This is a genomic window from Actinospica robiniae DSM 44927, assembly GCF_000504285.1.
In the GTDB taxonomy this organism is placed as follows: domain Bacteria; phylum Actinomycetota; class Actinomycetes; order Streptomycetales; family Catenulisporaceae; genus Actinospica; species Actinospica robiniae.
This window is the reverse complement of sequence record NZ_KI632511.1, coordinates 5,238,396-5,252,704: the sequence shown is the minus strand read 5'-3', so window position 1 is coordinate 5,252,704 and position 14,309 is coordinate 5,238,396. Positions and strand designations below refer to the sequence as shown.

At 70.4% G+C, this 14,309-nt stretch carries 15 protein-coding genes and 1 riboswitch; of the genes, 14 read left to right on the top strand and 1 reads right to left on the bottom strand.

Annotated features, from left to right (window positions below):
- Position 1: 1 nt before the first annotated feature.
- From thrB to ACTRO_RS22110, 6 genes are all read left to right on the top strand, one after another.
- The gene (thrB, locus tag ACTRO_RS22135; RefSeq protein ID WP_034276127.1) at positions 2-979 is read left to right on the top strand and encodes a homoserine kinase; all 978 of its coding nucleotides are present in this window, start codon (positions 2-4) and stop codon (positions 977-979) included.
- 353 nt (positions 980-1,332) lie between these two features.
- On the top strand, positions 1,333-3,288 hold the full coding sequence (rho, locus tag ACTRO_RS22130) for a transcription termination factor Rho (RefSeq protein ID WP_051451201.1): 1,956 nt from the start codon (positions 1,333-1,335) through the stop codon (positions 3,286-3,288).
- A 162-nt stretch (positions 3,289-3,450) separates the two neighbouring features.
- Entirely contained in the window at positions 3,451-3,660 is a 210-nt protein-coding gene (gene rpmE, locus ACTRO_RS22125) for a 50S ribosomal protein L31 (protein ID WP_034265844.1), read from the top strand.
- 148 nt (positions 3,661-3,808) lie between these two features.
- Complete coding sequence (prfA, locus tag ACTRO_RS22120) at positions 3,809-4,882, top strand: peptide chain release factor 1 (protein ID WP_034265841.1); 1,074 nt, start codon at positions 3,809-3,811, stop codon at positions 4,880-4,882.
- A 7-nt stretch (positions 4,883-4,889) separates the two neighbouring features.
- Positions 4,890-5,783 carry a peptide chain release factor N(5)-glutamine methyltransferase gene (prmC, locus tag ACTRO_RS22115; RefSeq protein WP_051451200.1) on the top strand — a complete coding sequence of 298 codons (894 nt, stop codon included), beginning with the start codon at positions 4,890-4,892 and terminating at the stop codon, positions 5,781-5,783.
- A gap of 46 nt (positions 5,784-5,829) precedes the next feature.
- Entirely contained in the window at positions 5,830-6,471 is a 642-nt protein-coding gene (locus ACTRO_RS22110; RefSeq protein WP_034265838.1) for an L-threonylcarbamoyladenylate synthase, read from the top strand.
- Between the two features lie 70 nt (positions 6,472-6,541).
- Here the strand turns inward: ACTRO_RS22110 and ACTRO_RS22105 are convergent, their stop codons facing one another.
- Positions 6,542-7,228, bottom strand: coding sequence for a LysM peptidoglycan-binding domain-containing protein (locus tag ACTRO_RS22105; protein WP_034265836.1), 687 nt, complete (start codon positions 7,226-7,228; stop codon positions 6,542-6,544).
- 9 nt (positions 7,229-7,237) lie between these two features.
- Positions 7,238-7,454: riboswitch (cyclic di-AMP (ydaO/yuaA leader) on the bottom strand.
- 339 nt (positions 7,455-7,793) lie between these two features.
- Between ACTRO_RS22105 and ACTRO_RS22100 the strand changes: the two genes are divergently transcribed.
- From ACTRO_RS22100 to ACTRO_RS22065, 8 genes are all read left to right on the top strand, one after another.
- A complete protein-coding gene (locus ACTRO_RS22100; RefSeq protein ID WP_034265834.1) occupies positions 7,794-9,098 on the top strand; it encodes a serine hydroxymethyltransferase in 1,305 nt (434 codons plus the stop codon).
- A gap of 208 nt (positions 9,099-9,306) precedes the next feature.
- Entirely contained in the window at positions 9,307-10,572 is a 1,266-nt protein-coding gene (locus ACTRO_RS22095; protein ID WP_063628054.1) for an MraY family glycosyltransferase, read from the top strand.
- A gap of 207 nt (positions 10,573-10,779) precedes the next feature.
- Positions 10,780-11,178: a Cg1360 family ATP-synthase-associated protein gene (locus ACTRO_RS22090; RefSeq protein WP_034265832.1), complete on the top strand. Its 399-nt coding sequence runs from the start codon at positions 10,780-10,782 to the stop codon at positions 11,176-11,178.
- 123 nt (positions 11,179-11,301) lie between these two features.
- Positions 11,302-11,631: a hypothetical protein gene (locus ACTRO_RS22085; protein WP_157436369.1), complete on the top strand. Its 330-nt coding sequence runs from the start codon at positions 11,302-11,304 to the stop codon at positions 11,629-11,631.
- A gap of 76 nt (positions 11,632-11,707) precedes the next feature.
- Positions 11,708-12,541: a F0F1 ATP synthase subunit A gene (gene atpB, locus ACTRO_RS22080; RefSeq protein WP_084316460.1), complete on the top strand. Its 834-nt coding sequence runs from the start codon at positions 11,708-11,710 to the stop codon at positions 12,539-12,541.
- 79 nt (positions 12,542-12,620) lie between these two features.
- Positions 12,621-12,866, top strand: coding sequence for an ATP synthase F0 subunit C (atpE, locus tag ACTRO_RS22075; protein ID WP_034265826.1), 246 nt, complete (start codon positions 12,621-12,623; stop codon positions 12,864-12,866).
- Between the two features lie 38 nt (positions 12,867-12,904).
- Positions 12,905-13,465, top strand: coding sequence for a F0F1 ATP synthase subunit B (locus ACTRO_RS22070; RefSeq protein ID WP_084316459.1), 561 nt, complete (start codon positions 12,905-12,907; stop codon positions 13,463-13,465).
- A gap of 2 nt (positions 13,466-13,467) precedes the next feature.
- Positions 13,468-14,280 (top strand): F0F1 ATP synthase subunit delta, encoded by an 813-nt coding sequence (locus ACTRO_RS22065; protein ID WP_034265823.1) that lies wholly within the window; start codon positions 13,468-13,470, stop codon positions 14,278-14,280.
- The last annotated feature ends 29 nt before the right edge of the window (positions 14,281-14,309 follow it).

The following is a 14,309-nucleotide window of genomic DNA, read 5'->3' as shown; positions in this document are numbered from 1 at the left end:
GGTGCCCGCCTCGTACGCCCCCGGGCCGGTCACCGTCCGGCCGCCGGCCACCAGCGCCAACCTGGGCCCGGGTTTCGACGCGTTCGGACTCGCGCTCGAACTGCGCGACGAGGTCACCGTCGAGGTGACCGGGTCCGGGCTGGAGGTGACCGTGGAGGGCGAGGGCGCCGGATCAGTGCCCTTGGACGAGACGCACCTGGTCGTCAGGTCCCTGCGAGCCGCGTTCGACCGGCTCGGCGGCCAGCCGCCGGGGCTGCGCGTGCACTGCGTCAACCGGATCCCGCACGGGCGCGGCCTCGGTTCGTCCTCGGCCGCGATCTGCGCCGGCATCATGGCCGCGCGGGCCGCGGTCGCCGACGGCGAACTGCGGATGGACGCCTACGGCGCGCTCGATCTGGCCACCGAGCTCGAGGGCCATCCGGACAACGTCGCCCCCTGTCTCGTCGGCGGGTTCACCACCGCGTGGATGGACGGCGAGGGCATGGTGGACGTGCTGCGCTCGGAGCCGGACGAGAGTGTCTCAGCGGTCGTGTTCGTCCCGGCCACGCCGCTCTCCACGCACGTCGCGCGGGGTCTGCTGCCGAAGGAGGTCCCGCACGCGGACGCCTCGTTCAACGCCGGCCGGGCCGGTCTGCTCGCGCTCGCGCTCACGTCGCCGGATCTGGCCCCGGAGCGTCGTAGGGAACTGCTGTACGCCGGCACGGCCGACCGGCTGCACCAGGACTACCGCGCGAGCGCGATGGAACCGAGCGCGGGCCTGATCGGGCTGCTGCGCGCGGACGGACACCCGTCCGTGGTCTCCGGCGCGGGCCCGTCCGTGCTGGCCTTCGGCGTGGCAGGAGCCGCCGCTCTCCGGCCGGCGCAGTATGCTCGCCCCGGAATCGCGGCGGTGGGCGCACCCTTCACCGCCGTGATGCTCCCGGTCGCCGCGCGCGGGGTGGCAGTCGACGGAGTCCGGGCCGGTCAGCGGGAACGGTGAGTGGGCAGCGGCGGCGAAACGCCGGGCACGGAAGGTGGGGAATGCCACAATGGCGAGAAAGTGTTAGTCTGGGTGTCGCAACCGGTGTTCGCGGCGGTACGCGGGCTGGAATCCCTATGACAGCCACCGTTCCCACCGCGCAGTAGAACTCAGTTGCCCCCTCCTCCTGGCAGTCCCGTCGCGGTCGTCCCGCGCGCGCGGCGTCACGCCGCCCGTGCCGACACCCCCGTCGACGGCCAGGCCTCGAAACCCATGGTCCTCGGCCGCCATCGCCTCACGGCGCAGGCCGGGGGCACGACCGGTCGCCGCTCCGGCGCATGCCGCGCGGCGCCCGCTCCAGGGAAGGACCCTTCGTGAGCGAAACCACCGAACTGACCACCGCACGCCGTCGATCCACCGGCGGCGGCCCCGGCCTGGCCGGACTGCTGCTGCCCGAGCTTCGGCTCAAGGCCTCCGAGCTCGGCATCAAGGGCGCGACCCGGATGCCCAAGAGCGCGCTGATCGAGGCTATCGAGCAGCACCAGGGCGGCGGTGTGCAGTCGGAGCGGGAGAAGCCCTCCCGCGGCGGCAAGGGCGGCGAGTCGGCCGCCGAGCCGCAGGAGTCGGGCTCCGCCGAGTCCGCTCCGCGCGAGCGCACCCGTGGCCGTCGCGCCACCGCGCCGCAGCAGCGCATCCCCGAGCAGACCCGCCCGGCGGCCGAGGCCCCCGCCACGTCGAGCCAGCCGGCGGCCGAGCCGCAGGCCGAGGCCCAGCCCTCGCGCCGGTCCCGCCAGCAGACCGCGAGCACGAGCGCGAGCGCCACCGCGGTGGCCGAGGCGCCCGCCGCCGCTCCGGCGCAGATCCAGACGCAGACCCAGGCCCCCGCGGCCGGCGGCGAGGCCGGCCAGGCCGACGGCCAGCGGCTCTCCCGCCGCGAGCGCGAGCGTGAGCGCCGTCGCGGCCGCGACGGCGGCCAGAACGAGCGCGGCGGCGACCGCGGCGACCGTGGGGACCGCGGCGAGCGCGGCGACCGGCGCGGCAGCCAGCCGCCGCAGAGCGGCGGCGGCCGGGACGCGAACCGGGACAACGCGCAGAACGACGACCGGGGCAACCGGTACCGCGAGCGAGGCCGGGGCCGGCGCGGCCGCGACGGCTTCGAGGGCACCCAGGCGCCCGAGCCGCAGTTCGCCGAGGACGACGTGCTGATCCCGATCGCGGGCATCCTGGACGTCCTGGACAGCTACGCGTTCGTGCGCACCACCGGCTACATGCCCGGGCCGAACGACGTGTACGTCTCGCTCGCCCAGGTGCGCCGGTACGGCCTGCGCAAGGGCGACGCGATCGTCGGCGCGGTGCGCCAGCCGCGCGAGGGCGAGCGCCGGGAGAAGTTCAACGCGCTGGTGCGCCTGGACTCCATCAACGGCCTGGCCCCGGACCAGGTGTCCCAGCGGCCCGACTTCAACAAGCTCACCCCCCTGTACCCGCAGGAGCGGCTGCGCCTGGAGAGCGAGTCGGCCAAGCTGACCACCCGGATCATCGACCTGGTCGCCCCCATCGGCAAGGGCCAGCGCGGTCTGATCGTCTCCCCGCCGAAGGCGGGCAAGACCATGGTGCTGCAGGCGATCGCCAACGCGATCACCACGAACAACCCGGAAGTGCACCTCATGGTCGTGCTCGTGGACGAGCGGCCGGAAGAGGTCACCGACATGCAGCGCTCGGTCAAGGGCGAGGTCATCGCCTCGACCTTCGACCGCCCGGCCGAGGACCACACCATCGTCGCCGAGCTGGCCATCGAGCGGGCCAAGCGCCTGGTCGAGCTGGGCCAGGACGTGGTCGTGCTGCTCGACTCGATGACCCGCCTGGGCCGCGCGTACAACCTGTCCGCGCCCGCCTCCGGCCGGATCATGTCCGGCGGTGTGGACTCCACCGCGCTCTACCCGCCGAAGCGCTTCTTCGGCGCCGCGCGCAACATCGAGCACGGCGGCTCGCTCACCATCCTGGCCACCGCGCTGGTGGAGACCGGCTCGAAGGCCGACGAGGTGATCTTCGAGGAGTTCAAGGGCACCGGCAACCTGGAGCTCAAGCTGGACCGCCGCCTGGCCGACAAGCGCATCTTCCCGGCCGTGGACGTGGACCAGTCCGGCACCCGCAAGGAGGAGATCCTGCTGGGCGCCGAGGAGCTGGCCATCATCTGGAAGCTGCGCCGGGTGCTGCACGCGCTCGACCAGCAGCAGGCGATGGAACTCCTGCTGGACCGGATGAAGAAGACCAAGTCCAACGCCGAGTTCCTGATGACGATCCAGAAGACGGCGCCCGGCGGCGGAGAGTAAGCAGTCACTCTCCGTATACCCACTGATGTGCGTACGGTCCGCGACGGCGGAAGGGCGGGAATACCCGGCCTTCCGCCGTTGTAGGATGGTACGTCGGTCCCGGTTCCCGTCCGCGCATCTCCGCGCCGGCGACCCGGCGGCCCCGAGAACCTAGGAGCACCCATGAAGCCCGGTATCCACCCGGAGTACGCGGCCACGACCGTGACCTGCGCCTGCGGCAACACCTTCGAGACCCGCTCGACCGTGGCCAGCGGCAAGATCAGCTCGGACACGTGCTCGCAGTGCCACCCGTTCTACACGGGCAAGCAGCGCATCCTCGACACCGGCGGCCGGGTCGCCAAGTTCGAAGCGCGCTTCGGCAAGAAGAAGTAGCGCGTCGGACGGCGCCAGCGTGCGGGCTACGGCCCCGCAGGCTGGCGCCGTCTCGCATGTGCGGCCGCGGGCCAGTGACCTGCTGTGCCACTGACCCGTCGGCCGTCCACTCGCCGGTCGCATGACATGAGGAGCCGAGGAACCCAAGGTGTTCGAGGCGATTGAGGAACTGCTCGTCGAGTACGGGGAGCTCGAGGCGCGCTTGGCCGACCCCGCGGTCCACGCCGATCAGGCGCTGGCCCGCAAGCTCGGCAAGCGCTACGCCGAGCTGACTCCGATCGCGGAGACGTACAAGTCGCACCAGGCGAACGCGCAGGACATCGAGGCCGCGCGCGAGCTGGCCGCGGAGGACCCGTCCTTCGCCGAGGAGCTGCCCGCGCTCCAGGCCCGCAAGGGCGAGCTCGAGGGCAAGCTGCAGCAGCTGCTGATCCCGCGCGACCCGAACGACGAGAAGGACGTGATCCTCGAGATCAAGGCGGGCGAGGGCGGCCAGGAGTCGATGCTCTTCGCCGGCGACCTGCTGCGGATGTACCTGCGCTTCGCCGAGCGTCAGGGCTGGAAGACCGAGCTGATCGAGTCCACCGACTCCGATCTCGGCGGCTACAAGGACGTCTCACTCGCCGTCAAGTGGCGCGGCACGCCGCAGCCGGGCGAGGGCATCTGGGCCCGGCTCAAGTACGAGGGCGGCGTGCACCGGGTGCAGCGCGTCCCGGTCACCGAGTCGCAGGGGCGCATCCACACCTCCGCCGCCGGTGTGCTCGTGCTGCCGGAGGCCGAGGAGGTCGAGGTCGAGATCAACCAGAACGACCTGCGCATCGACGTGTTCCGCTCCTCCGGCCCGGGCGGCCAGTCGGTCAACACCACCGACTCCGCGGTGCGCATCACCCACCTGCCCACCGGGGTGGTCGTCTCCTGTCAGAACGAGAAGTCGCAGCTGCAGAACAAGGAGTCCGCGATGCGGATCCTGCGCGCCCGGCTGCTCGCCTTCGCCCAGGAGGAGGCCGAGAAGGAGGCCTCGGACGTGCGCAAGAGCCAGATCCGCACGATGGACCGGTCCGAGCGCATCCGCACCTACAACTTCCCGGAGAACCGGCTCTCCGACCACCGCACCGGGTTCAAGTCCTACAACCTCGACCAGGTGCTCGACGGCGACCTCGACGGGGTCATCCAGTCCTGCGTGGACGCCGACCTCGCGGCGAAGCTGGCCGGGCCGGGGAACTGAGCCGACGATGTCCTCCACCCCCGCCGAGACCCCGGCAGTGACGCCGGGCCTTAACCTGCTGCTGACGGAGGTCGCGCTCGCGGCCGCCCGGCTGGCCGAGGCCGGGGTGGGTTCGCCGCGCGCGGACGCGGAGGAGCTTGCCGGCTGGATCCACGGGGTCACCCGCGGCCGGCTGCACACCGTGCCCGACCGCGAGTTCGACGCGCGCTACTGGGAGGCGGTGGCCCGCAGGGAGAACCGCGAGCCGCTGCAGCACATCACCGGCCGCGCCTACTTCCGCTACCTCGAGCTGGCCGTGGGCCCCGGCGTGTTCGTGCCCCGGCCGGAGACCGAGGTCATGGTCGGCTGGGCGATCGACCGGCTGCGCGAGCTCGACATCGCCGAGCCGCTGATCGTGGACCTGTGCGCCGGCTCCGGCGCGATCGCGCTGGCCATAGCCCAGGAGGTGCCGCGGGCGCAGGTGCACGCGGTCGAGCTCTCGGACGAGGCGCTCGAGTGGACCCGGCGCAACGTCGAGGGCAGCCGGGTGACGCTGCATCAGGCGGACGCCCGCACCGCGCTGCCCGAGCTCAACGGCCAGGTGGACCTGGTCATCTCGAACCCGCCGTACATCCCGCTGACCGAGTGGGAGTACGTGGCCACCGAGGCGCGCGACTACGACCCCGAACTCGCCCTGTTCTCCGGCGAGGACGGCCTGGACATGATCCGCGCGCTCGAGCGCACCGCGCACCGGCTGCTGCGGCCGGGCCGCTGGCTGGCGGTGGAGCACTCGGACCAGCAGGGCGGCTCGGTGCAGCGCATCTTCCTGGAGGAGCTGGGCTGGGTGGAGGCGGGCGACCACCGCGACCTGACCGGCCGTCCCCGGTTCTTCACCGCCCGCAAGGACGGGCTCAGGCCCTAGCATCAGCACCTGAACACTCCGCCCGTCAGCATGGAGGTTGATAACCGTGAGCCGCCGCTACGACTGCGCTGATCCGGATCAGCGCGCGACCGGCCTGCGCGAGGCCGGCGCGACCGTCCGCCGGGGCGATCTGATCGTGCTGCCGACCGACACCGTCTACGGGATCGGCGCGGACGCCTTCTCCAGCTCCGGCATCGAGGCGCTGATCGCGGCCAAGGGCCGGGGCCGGGACATGCCGGTCCCGGTGATGGTCGGCGCGCCGAGCACACTGCACGGCCTGGTCTCCCGGTTCTCGGAGAAGGGCTGGGACCTGGTCGACGCGTTCTGGCCGGGCGCGCTGACGATCGTGGCCCGACACCAGCCCTCGCTGCAGTGGGACCTCGGCGACGCCCGCGGCACGGTCGCGCTGCGGATGCCGCTGCACCCGGTCGCGATCGAGCTGCTGACGGCCACCGGCCCGCTCGGGGTCTCCTCGGCGAACAAGTCCGGCCACGCTCCGGCCACCACCGCATCCGAGGCGCAGGACCAGTTCGGCACTCTGGTGGAGATCTACCTCGACGGCGGTCAGACCGTCGACAGCGTCCCGTCCACGATCGTGGACCTGACCGGCGACGCGCCGCGGCTGCTGCGCGAGGGCGCGCTCACCTTCGACGAGATCGCCAAGGTCGCGAGCAACCTCACCCGCTGAGAACGCAGGAGAAGGGGTCCTGCCCGGGGCACGCACCCGGGCAGGACCCCTTCTCTCATGCGCCCGGGGTTCAGCCGAGCTGGAGCACCTGGCCCGGGTAGATCAGGTCCGGGTTCGAGCCCACGACGGACTCGTTGTCCTGGTAGAGCGTGTGCCAGTCGGAGACGCCCTCCTTCTGGGCGATGCCCGAGAGGGTGTCGCCGGCCTTGACGGTGTAGCTGCCCGAGGCGGACGAGGACTTGGCGCGGTGCTTGCCCTGGTAGCTCGAGGAGCCGGAGTCGCTCGAGCTCTTCGACGAGCTCGAGGAGCCGGAGCCGGACGAGTTCGAGCCGCTGCTCTTGTCCGCGGAGGACGAGGACGAGGACGAGCCGGAACCGGAGGTGTTGGTACCGCTGTAGGTGGTCGAGCTGCCGGCGTACGCGCCGCAGACCGGCCACGCGCCGATGCCCTGGCCGGCCAGGACCTTCTCGGCCACGGCGATCTGCTGGGACTCGCTGGCGTCGTTGGCGTACTGCGCGTACTGGCCGCCGCCGTAGGCGAGCCAGGTCGACTCGCTGAACTGCAGGCCGCCGTAGAACCCGTTGCCGGTGTCGATGGACCAGTCGCCGCCGGACTCGCAGTTGGCGATGGCGGTCCAGTTGACCGAGTCGGCGGAGGCGGTGGAGGCCATCACGACCGGCACGGCGATCGCGGCGCCGGCGAGCGCGGCGGTGGCCACGGCGCGGCGGGTGAAAGACTTGGGGGCGAGCTTGGTCATGCTGAAGACTTTTCCTCTCTCCCACGCCTGCGAAGTGAGCTGTCGGATTCGGGCCGGAAGAAAGTGGCCCTACCACCGGGAGATTATTTATCCCCCCGGAAGATTCACCCCAAGCCTTGGACCTGCGGATACAGTCCGCGTCCCGGCGATATTCGGGTCCTCCGCTCCTGCCCCTTACTTAGTTGGAATCCGCTGGCCGATGGGCAGGATTAGGCGTTCTCGACCCGGGTCCGGAATTTCGGACGTCTTCGACCGTAGAGCACTTCTTCCGATATTTTCAAATTCGTCCACAATATGTGATTACTTATGTGCGAGGCGTTTCGAATGTTTCGGAAATATAACCTGACGCAATTTCACACTCACGTTAGGTCATTCATGAACGCTTTCGGGCGCCGAGGGTGACGGCGTGAATGCACGATGCACGCGCCGCCGGGCGAGCCCCCGTGAACCACCGCTCGGCGAAGCGGGACTTTTGGCCTAGTGCCTCGGCTGGGACGCGTGCTTAGTGTGGAGGAGTCCCCCTCAGCACCAGCGGTTTCTCCCCCTCGTGTTAGGAGCGTGGCCCATGGCTCCCGTCGCTGCTCCCACTCCGGCCTCCACCCGGTCCGCCTCTCCCTTCTACGGCCCCGACTTCGCCGACCTCATCCGGACCGATCCGCAGATCGCGGGCGTGATCCTGGACGAGGTGGAACGCCAGCGGGGCACCCTGCAACTGATCGCCAGCGAGAACCCGACCTCGCCGGCGGTGCTCGCCGCCCTCGGCTCGGTCCTGTCCAACAAGTACGCCGAGGGCTACCCGGGCCGGCGCTACTACGGCGGCTGCGCCGAGGTCGACCGGGCCGAGCGGCTGGCCGTGGACCGCGCCAAGGCGCTGTTCGGCGCCCAGCACGCGAACGTGCAGCCGCACTCCGGCGCCTCGGCGAACCTGGCCGTGTACGCGGCGCTGCTGCGCCCCGGCGACAAGATCCTGGCGATGGCGCTGCCGCACGGCGGCCACCTGACCCACGGATCGCCGGGGAACTTCTCCGGCACCTGGTTCCAGTCCATCGGCTATCCCGTGCGCGAGGACGACGAGCTGATCGACTACGACCGCGTGCGCGATCTGGCGAAGGCGCACCAGCCGAGGCTGATCGTCTGCGGCGCCACGGCCTATCCGAGGCTGATCGACTTCGCCGCGTTCCGCGAGATCGCCGACGAGGTCGGCGCGTACCTGCTGGTCGACGCCGCGCACATCGCGGGCCTTGTGGCGGGCGGTGCGGTGCCCTCGCCGGTCCCGTACGCCGACGTGGTCAGCCTGGCCACGCACAAGACCCTGCGCGGCCCGCGCGGCGGCGCGATCCTGTGCCGGGCCGAGTTCGCCGACGCGATCGACCGGGCGGTCTTCCCGTTCGCCCAGGGCGGACCGCTGATGCACGCGGTCGCCGCCAAGGCGGTGGCCTTCGGCGAGGCGGCCACGGACGAGTTCGCCGCGTACACCCGGCAGGTCGTGGCCAACGCGCGGGTGCTCGCCGAGGCGCTCGCCCGCGAGGGCATGCGCCCGGTGACCGGCGGCACCGACACCCACCTCGCGTTGCTCGACCTGCGCGGCGTGCACATCGCGGCCGGGCGCGGGGTGAGCGGGCGCGAGGCCGAGCAGCGGTGCGAGCGGATGCGGATCGTGCTCAACCGCAACTGCGTGCCCTACGACACCGCCAAGCCGATGCTCTCCTCCGGGATCCGGGTGGGCACCGCCGCGGTGACCACCCAGGGCATGCGCGAGCCGGAGATGCGGCTCATCGCGGGTCTCATCGCCCGGGCCGTGCGGGCCCCGGAGCCCGGTGTGGCCGAGGAGGTGGCCGCTCTCCTCGAGCGCTTCCCGCTCTATTCGTGACCCGACGCGGGCGCCCGGCCGTCCCGGGCCCCGACCCCGCCCCCGAGCCGCGCTTGTGACCTGGGCGTATCGCGCCGCCCTGGCGCCCCGGCCCCCCGGAAACCGGGTGGGCCGGACAAGCGTCTGTTTCTGCGTGACGGCCTTGCTGCCGTTACCCTGAAGCTCCACCGAAACATGCCCGGGTCCGGAAGGCGGCGATCAGTCCTCGATGCGCGAGTACCTGGTCGTGCTGACCATCGCCTGGATCACCACCTACCTCACCACCGGCCTCGTCCGGGTCGGCGCGGTCCGCTTCGGCGCCGCGCCCGCGGTGCGCGAGCGCGACGTGCACACCACCCCGATCCCGCGCCTCGGCGGCGTGGGCATGTTCATCGGCATGCTGGTGGCGCTGCTGGCCGCGGCCCACCTGCCGATGATGGAGACCTGGGTCTTCCAGGGCACCCCGACCGTGCACGCGCTGCTGATCGGTTCGTCCATCCTGATCGCCATCGGCATCGTGGACGACCGCTGGGGCGTGGACGCCTTCATCAAGCTGGCCGGGCAGACCCTGGCCGCCTCGATCATGGTCGAGATGGGCATCCAGCTGACCTGGATCTCCATCCCCGGCGTGGGCATCATCAGCCTCGAGCCCAACCTGGCCGTGACCGTCTCGGTGGTCCTGATCGTCGGCATGATCAACGCGGTCAACTTCGTCGACGGGCTCGACGGCCTGGCCTCCGGCATGGTCGCGATCGCCGCGAGCACCTTCTTCGTCTACGCCTACCGGCTGCAGACCGGCGCCTACAACGTCAGCACGATCGTGCCGGCCGCGATGGTCACCATCGTGCTGATCGGGATGTGCCTCGGCTTCCTGTGCCACAACTGGTCCCCGGCCCGGATCTTCATGGGCGACTCCGGCTCGATGCTGCTGGGCATGATGCTGGCCGTCATCACCATCCTGGAGTTCGGCCAGATCGACCCGGACCAGCTCAAGGTGATGATCGGATCGCAGACCGGGGCGACCTACAAGACCGTGCCGGCCTTCCTGCCGCTGGTGCTGCCGTTCTGCGCGGTGGCCCTGCCGATCGCGGACACGGTGATGGCCGTGGTCCGGCGCACCAAGGCCGGGCGCTCGCCGTTCTCGGCCGACGCCGAGCACATGCACCACCGGCTGCTGCAGATCGGGCACTCCCGCCGTCGCGCGGTCCTGATCATGTACTTCTGGTCGGCCCTGATCTCCTTCACCGTCTTCATGGTCTCGGTCTCCTCGCAGTCGCGCCCGGTCGTGCTCGCCGCGATGGGCCTGGCCTTCCTCGGCCTGGTCGGACTGCTGCTGCCGCGGGCACGCAAGCACTTCGACGACCGGGCCGAGCGCAAGCCCGGCGGCCGCGCCCGACACGCCGCGCCGGGTGACGCCGCGTCGGATGACGAGGCCTCACGCGACCTGGTCAACTATTCATCAGCCTTCGAAGTCGGTCCTCGAGACCCGTCTTGACCTGCGCGTACGGTGGCGTGATCCATACCACGCGCCCCACGGCAGACGTGCGACGACACTTGTGATAGGTTTCACGAGCAGATAGAAGACCCGATCGGAGCAATCGCGCACCCCCCTGCTCGAGGCCGATCAAGCATCTTCTAGAATCACAGCCAGAAAGCCGTATCCCCGGCAGCCACCGACCGATGACCGCCTCGGAGACTTGATATGCAGGCCGAAGACGTCCGCGCGCTACGGCGATCCGCGGTGCCCACCGCGCTCGTCGGTGTGGCCTGCGTCGCGGTCGGTTCCATAGTCGATGGGACCAAGGGAGCGCTCGGAGCCCTGCTCGCGCTCGCCGTGGTGACGGTCTTCTTCTCGATCTCGCGCTACGTCGTGGGGCGTGCCGCCCGGACGAGTCCGCAGGCGATGATGATCGCCGCCCTCGGCAGCTACATGGTCAAGATCGTGGCCCTGGCGGTGCTGCTCAACGCCTTCCGCGACTCCACGGCCTTCAACGGCCGGGTGTTCGGCTTCTGCGCCATCATCCTCGTGCTCGCCTGGAGCGGCACGCAGGTCCGTGAGATGTCGCGCAACAAGGTCCTCCAGGTGGAGCCGCGCCCATGAGCGTCCGCTCCCGCCACGCTGTCGCACGGACGAGCCACCGCGCTCGGCCGGGCCACACCTTGCGCCGTCGTCGCGGCGCGCAGCTGTGTCGCGAGCACGCCGGGGCCCGAATCGGTGCCGGTGATGAGCCCGAAGACCCGCCCTTTCCACGCTGAGCCCGATCCGCGCGAGTGGGACGAGGACGAAGCCGAGCGGGAGCGCGAAGCAGGCCGGGCGATGGACTCCATGATGTGGACCATCGTCGGACACATGGCCGCCTCGCTCGTGCTCTACGGCGGCCTCGGTTACCTGCTCGGTCGCTGGCTCGGTCATCCGATCCTGCTGTTGTTCGGCACGCTGTTCGGCATGGTCGTCTCGATCGTCTACACGATCTGGCTGGCCAATCGATCGGCCAGGGCCGACGAGCGACAGCGGATCGCGGCGGCCCCCACACGTCCCCGCTCCGGCGGATGAACCGTCTTACGAAACACTGTCAGACCGTCCCCGACAGATGGCGGACCCCCATGCGTAAAGCCGAAGGAGAAACCCGGTGAGTGCGGCGATCGCGAGCACTGTGCTACTCGCCAGCGGCGGCGACTGTTCCCCCACGGACGCGCACGCCGGCAGCAACTGCGGCTTCGTGCCCCCGTCGCTCGGCGACTTCAACTTCAAGCCGATCTTCCACCTCGGCAGTTACGGTTTCTACAAGCCGGAACTGCTCGCGCTGATCTGCGCCGGCCTGGTCGTGCTCTTCTTCTGGAGCGCCTTCCGCAGCCCGCGGCTGGTGCCCAGGGGTGTGCAGAACATCGGCGAGGTGGGCTACCTGTTCATCCGCGACCAGATCGCCCGCCCGATGATCGGCAAGACCGCGGACCGGTTCGTACCGTTCCTGGTCGGCCTGTTCTTCTTCATCTGGTGCATGAACCTGATGGAGATCATCCCGATCGCGCAGCAGCCGGTGACCGCGTTCATCGCCTTCCCGGCCTCGCTGATGATCATGGTCTACCTGACCTACTGGTATCAGGCGATCAAGCACCAGGGCTTCTTCGGCTTCCTCAAGAACGTGGTGCCCAAGGGCGTGCCGTGGCCGGTCATGATCATCCTGGTGCCGGTCGAGTGGCTCCGGGTCCTGATCATCCAGCCGTTCACCCTGATGATCCGGCTGTTCGCGAACATGTTCGCCGGCCACCTGCTGCTGGCCACCTTCACTCTCGCCACCTGGTACCTGGCCAGCGCCACCTTCAGCGTGATCTTCGCGGCCGGCTCGGCCGTGATGGTCGTGGTCCTGACCGCGTTCGAGATGGTGATCCAGGCGCTGCAGGCCTACATCTTCACGATGCTCACCGCCCAGTACATCGGCGAGGGCGTCTCGGCCGGGCACTGACCGGCCGCCCAGACCACTTTGATCCCCCAGCCAACCGGTGGGTCCGTCCACCGGTTCGACGATAAGGAAAAGACAGAAAATGTCCGCTGTTGTTGACCTCGCTGCTTCCACCGGCGTCACCGGCTCCCTCGGCGCCGTCGCCTACGGCCTGGCCGCCATCGGCCCGGGCGTCGGCATCGGCCTCATCTTCGGCCACGGCGTCGAGGCGATGGCCCGTCAGCCCGAGCTGCGCGGCATGATCCAGACCAACATGTACATCGGCTTCGCGCTGACCGAGGCGCTCGCGCTGCTCGGCATCGTCATGCCGTTCGTCTTCGGCAAGTAAGTCCTCGCGACTCAAGAGTCGAAGAAGGAGGTTCACCCGTGACCCCCGTCACGTACCTGGCCGACAGCTCGGTCAACATCTCCAATCCGATCCTCCCGGAGCTCCCCGAGCTGATCATCGGCATCATCGCCTTCGCGATCGTGTTCTACTTCCTGTACACGAAGGCACTGCCGAACATCCGCAAGACCCTGGACGAGCGGTCCGAGGCCATCGAGGGCGGTCTGCACAAGGCCGAGCTCGCCCAGGCCGAGGCCGCGCAGGTGAAGGCCGACGCTCAGGCTCAGATGGCCGAGCTGCGCCACTCCACCGCGGACATCCGGGCCAAGGCGCAGGCCGACGGCGCGGCGCTGGTGGAGCAGGCCCGCACCGAGGCCAACGTGCAGAAGGAGGCCATCATCGCCTCCGCGCACACCCAGCTCGAGGCCGACCGCAACAGCGCGGTCAACGTGCTCAAGGCCGACCTCGGCAAGCTGGCGACCGAGCTGGCCGACAAGATCGTCGGCGAGCGGGCGCAGGACGCCGCTCTGCAGGAGCGGATCGTCGACCGGTTCCTGGACGAGCTCGACGCCAAGCTGGGCGCGGCCCAGAAGGTGGGCTGAACATGCGTGGCGCTAGTGGGGAGTCGCTCGCCGCGGCGCGCGAGGCCCTGGCGGCGTTGACCTCGGTCCCCACGACCGACGTCACCGCGCTCTCGGACGACCTGGCCGCGATCGCCGGCCTGTTCGGTCGGGAGATCTCGCTGCGCCGGCTGCTGACCGACCCGGCCCGTTCGGGCGACCAGCGCGCGGCGCTGGCGACCGAGCTGCTCACCGGCAAGGTCGGCGGGGGTGCGGTGGACCTGGTCGCGGGCGTGGTCCGCAGCCGCTGGTCCCAGCCGCGCGACCTGGCCGAGGCGATCGACGAGCTGGCCGTGGAGGCCGAGCTCGCCCTCGCGGAGCGCGCCGGCAGCCTCGACGCGGTCGAGGACGACCTGTTCCGCTTCGGGCGCATCCTCGCCTCCGAGCCGGAACTGGCCAACGGCCTGAGCGAGCGGACCCCGTCGGTGCAGCGCACCGGACTGGTCGACTCGCTGCTCGCGGGCAAGGCCAGCCCCTCGGCGCTGCGGCTGATCCACCGGGTGGTGGCCAACCAGCGCGGCGAGTCGGTGCTGACCGGCGTCGAGCGGCTCGGCGCCATCGCGGCGGCGCACCGCGAGCGGATCACGGCCCTGGTCACCGCGGTCGTCCCGCTCACCGAGGCCCAGCGCGAACGGCTCACCGCCATCCTCGCGCGCAGTTACGGCAAGCAGGTCCGGCTGAACGTCGAGCTCGACCCGTCCCTGATCGGCGGAATGACGATCCGGATCGGCGACGACATCATCGACGGCTCGCTGGCCACCCGGCTCGCCGAAGCCTCCCGTGGCTTCGCGGCCTGACACAGTTTCACAGACATAGCAGTACCCCA

Excerpts from the sequence above, each read along its gene's own strand:
- ACTRO_RS22100 (WP_034265834.1), top strand. The coding sequence starts at position 7,794 with ATGGCTCCCGTCGCTGCTCCCACTCCGGCCTCCACCCGGTCCGCCTCT.
- rpmE (WP_034265844.1), top strand. The coding sequence starts at position 3,451 with ATGAAGCCCGGTATCCACCCGGAGTACGCGGCCACGACCGTGACCTGC.
- ACTRO_RS22095 (WP_063628054.1), top strand. The coding sequence starts at position 9,307 with ATGCGCGAGTACCTGGTCGTGCTGACCATCGCCTGGATCACCACCTAC.
- atpE (WP_034265826.1), top strand. The coding sequence starts at position 12,621 with ATGTCCGCTGTTGTTGACCTCGCTGCTTCCACCGGCGTCACCGGCTCC.
- ACTRO_RS22085 (WP_157436369.1), top strand. The coding sequence starts at position 11,302 with ATGAGCCCGAAGACCCGCCCTTTCCACGCTGAGCCCGATCCGCGCGAG.
- ACTRO_RS22065 (WP_034265823.1), top strand. The coding sequence starts at position 13,468 with ATGCGTGGCGCTAGTGGGGAGTCGCTCGCCGCGGCGCGCGAGGCCCTG.
- ACTRO_RS22105 (WP_034265836.1), bottom strand. The coding sequence starts at position 7,228 with ATGACCAAGCTCGCCCCCAAGTCTTTCACCCGCCGCGCCGTGGCCACC.
- ACTRO_RS22090 (WP_034265832.1), top strand. The coding sequence starts at position 10,780 with ATGCAGGCCGAAGACGTCCGCGCGCTACGGCGATCCGCGGTGCCCACC.
- prmC (WP_051451200.1), top strand. The coding sequence starts at position 4,890 with ATGTCCTCCACCCCCGCCGAGACCCCGGCAGTGACGCCGGGCCTTAAC.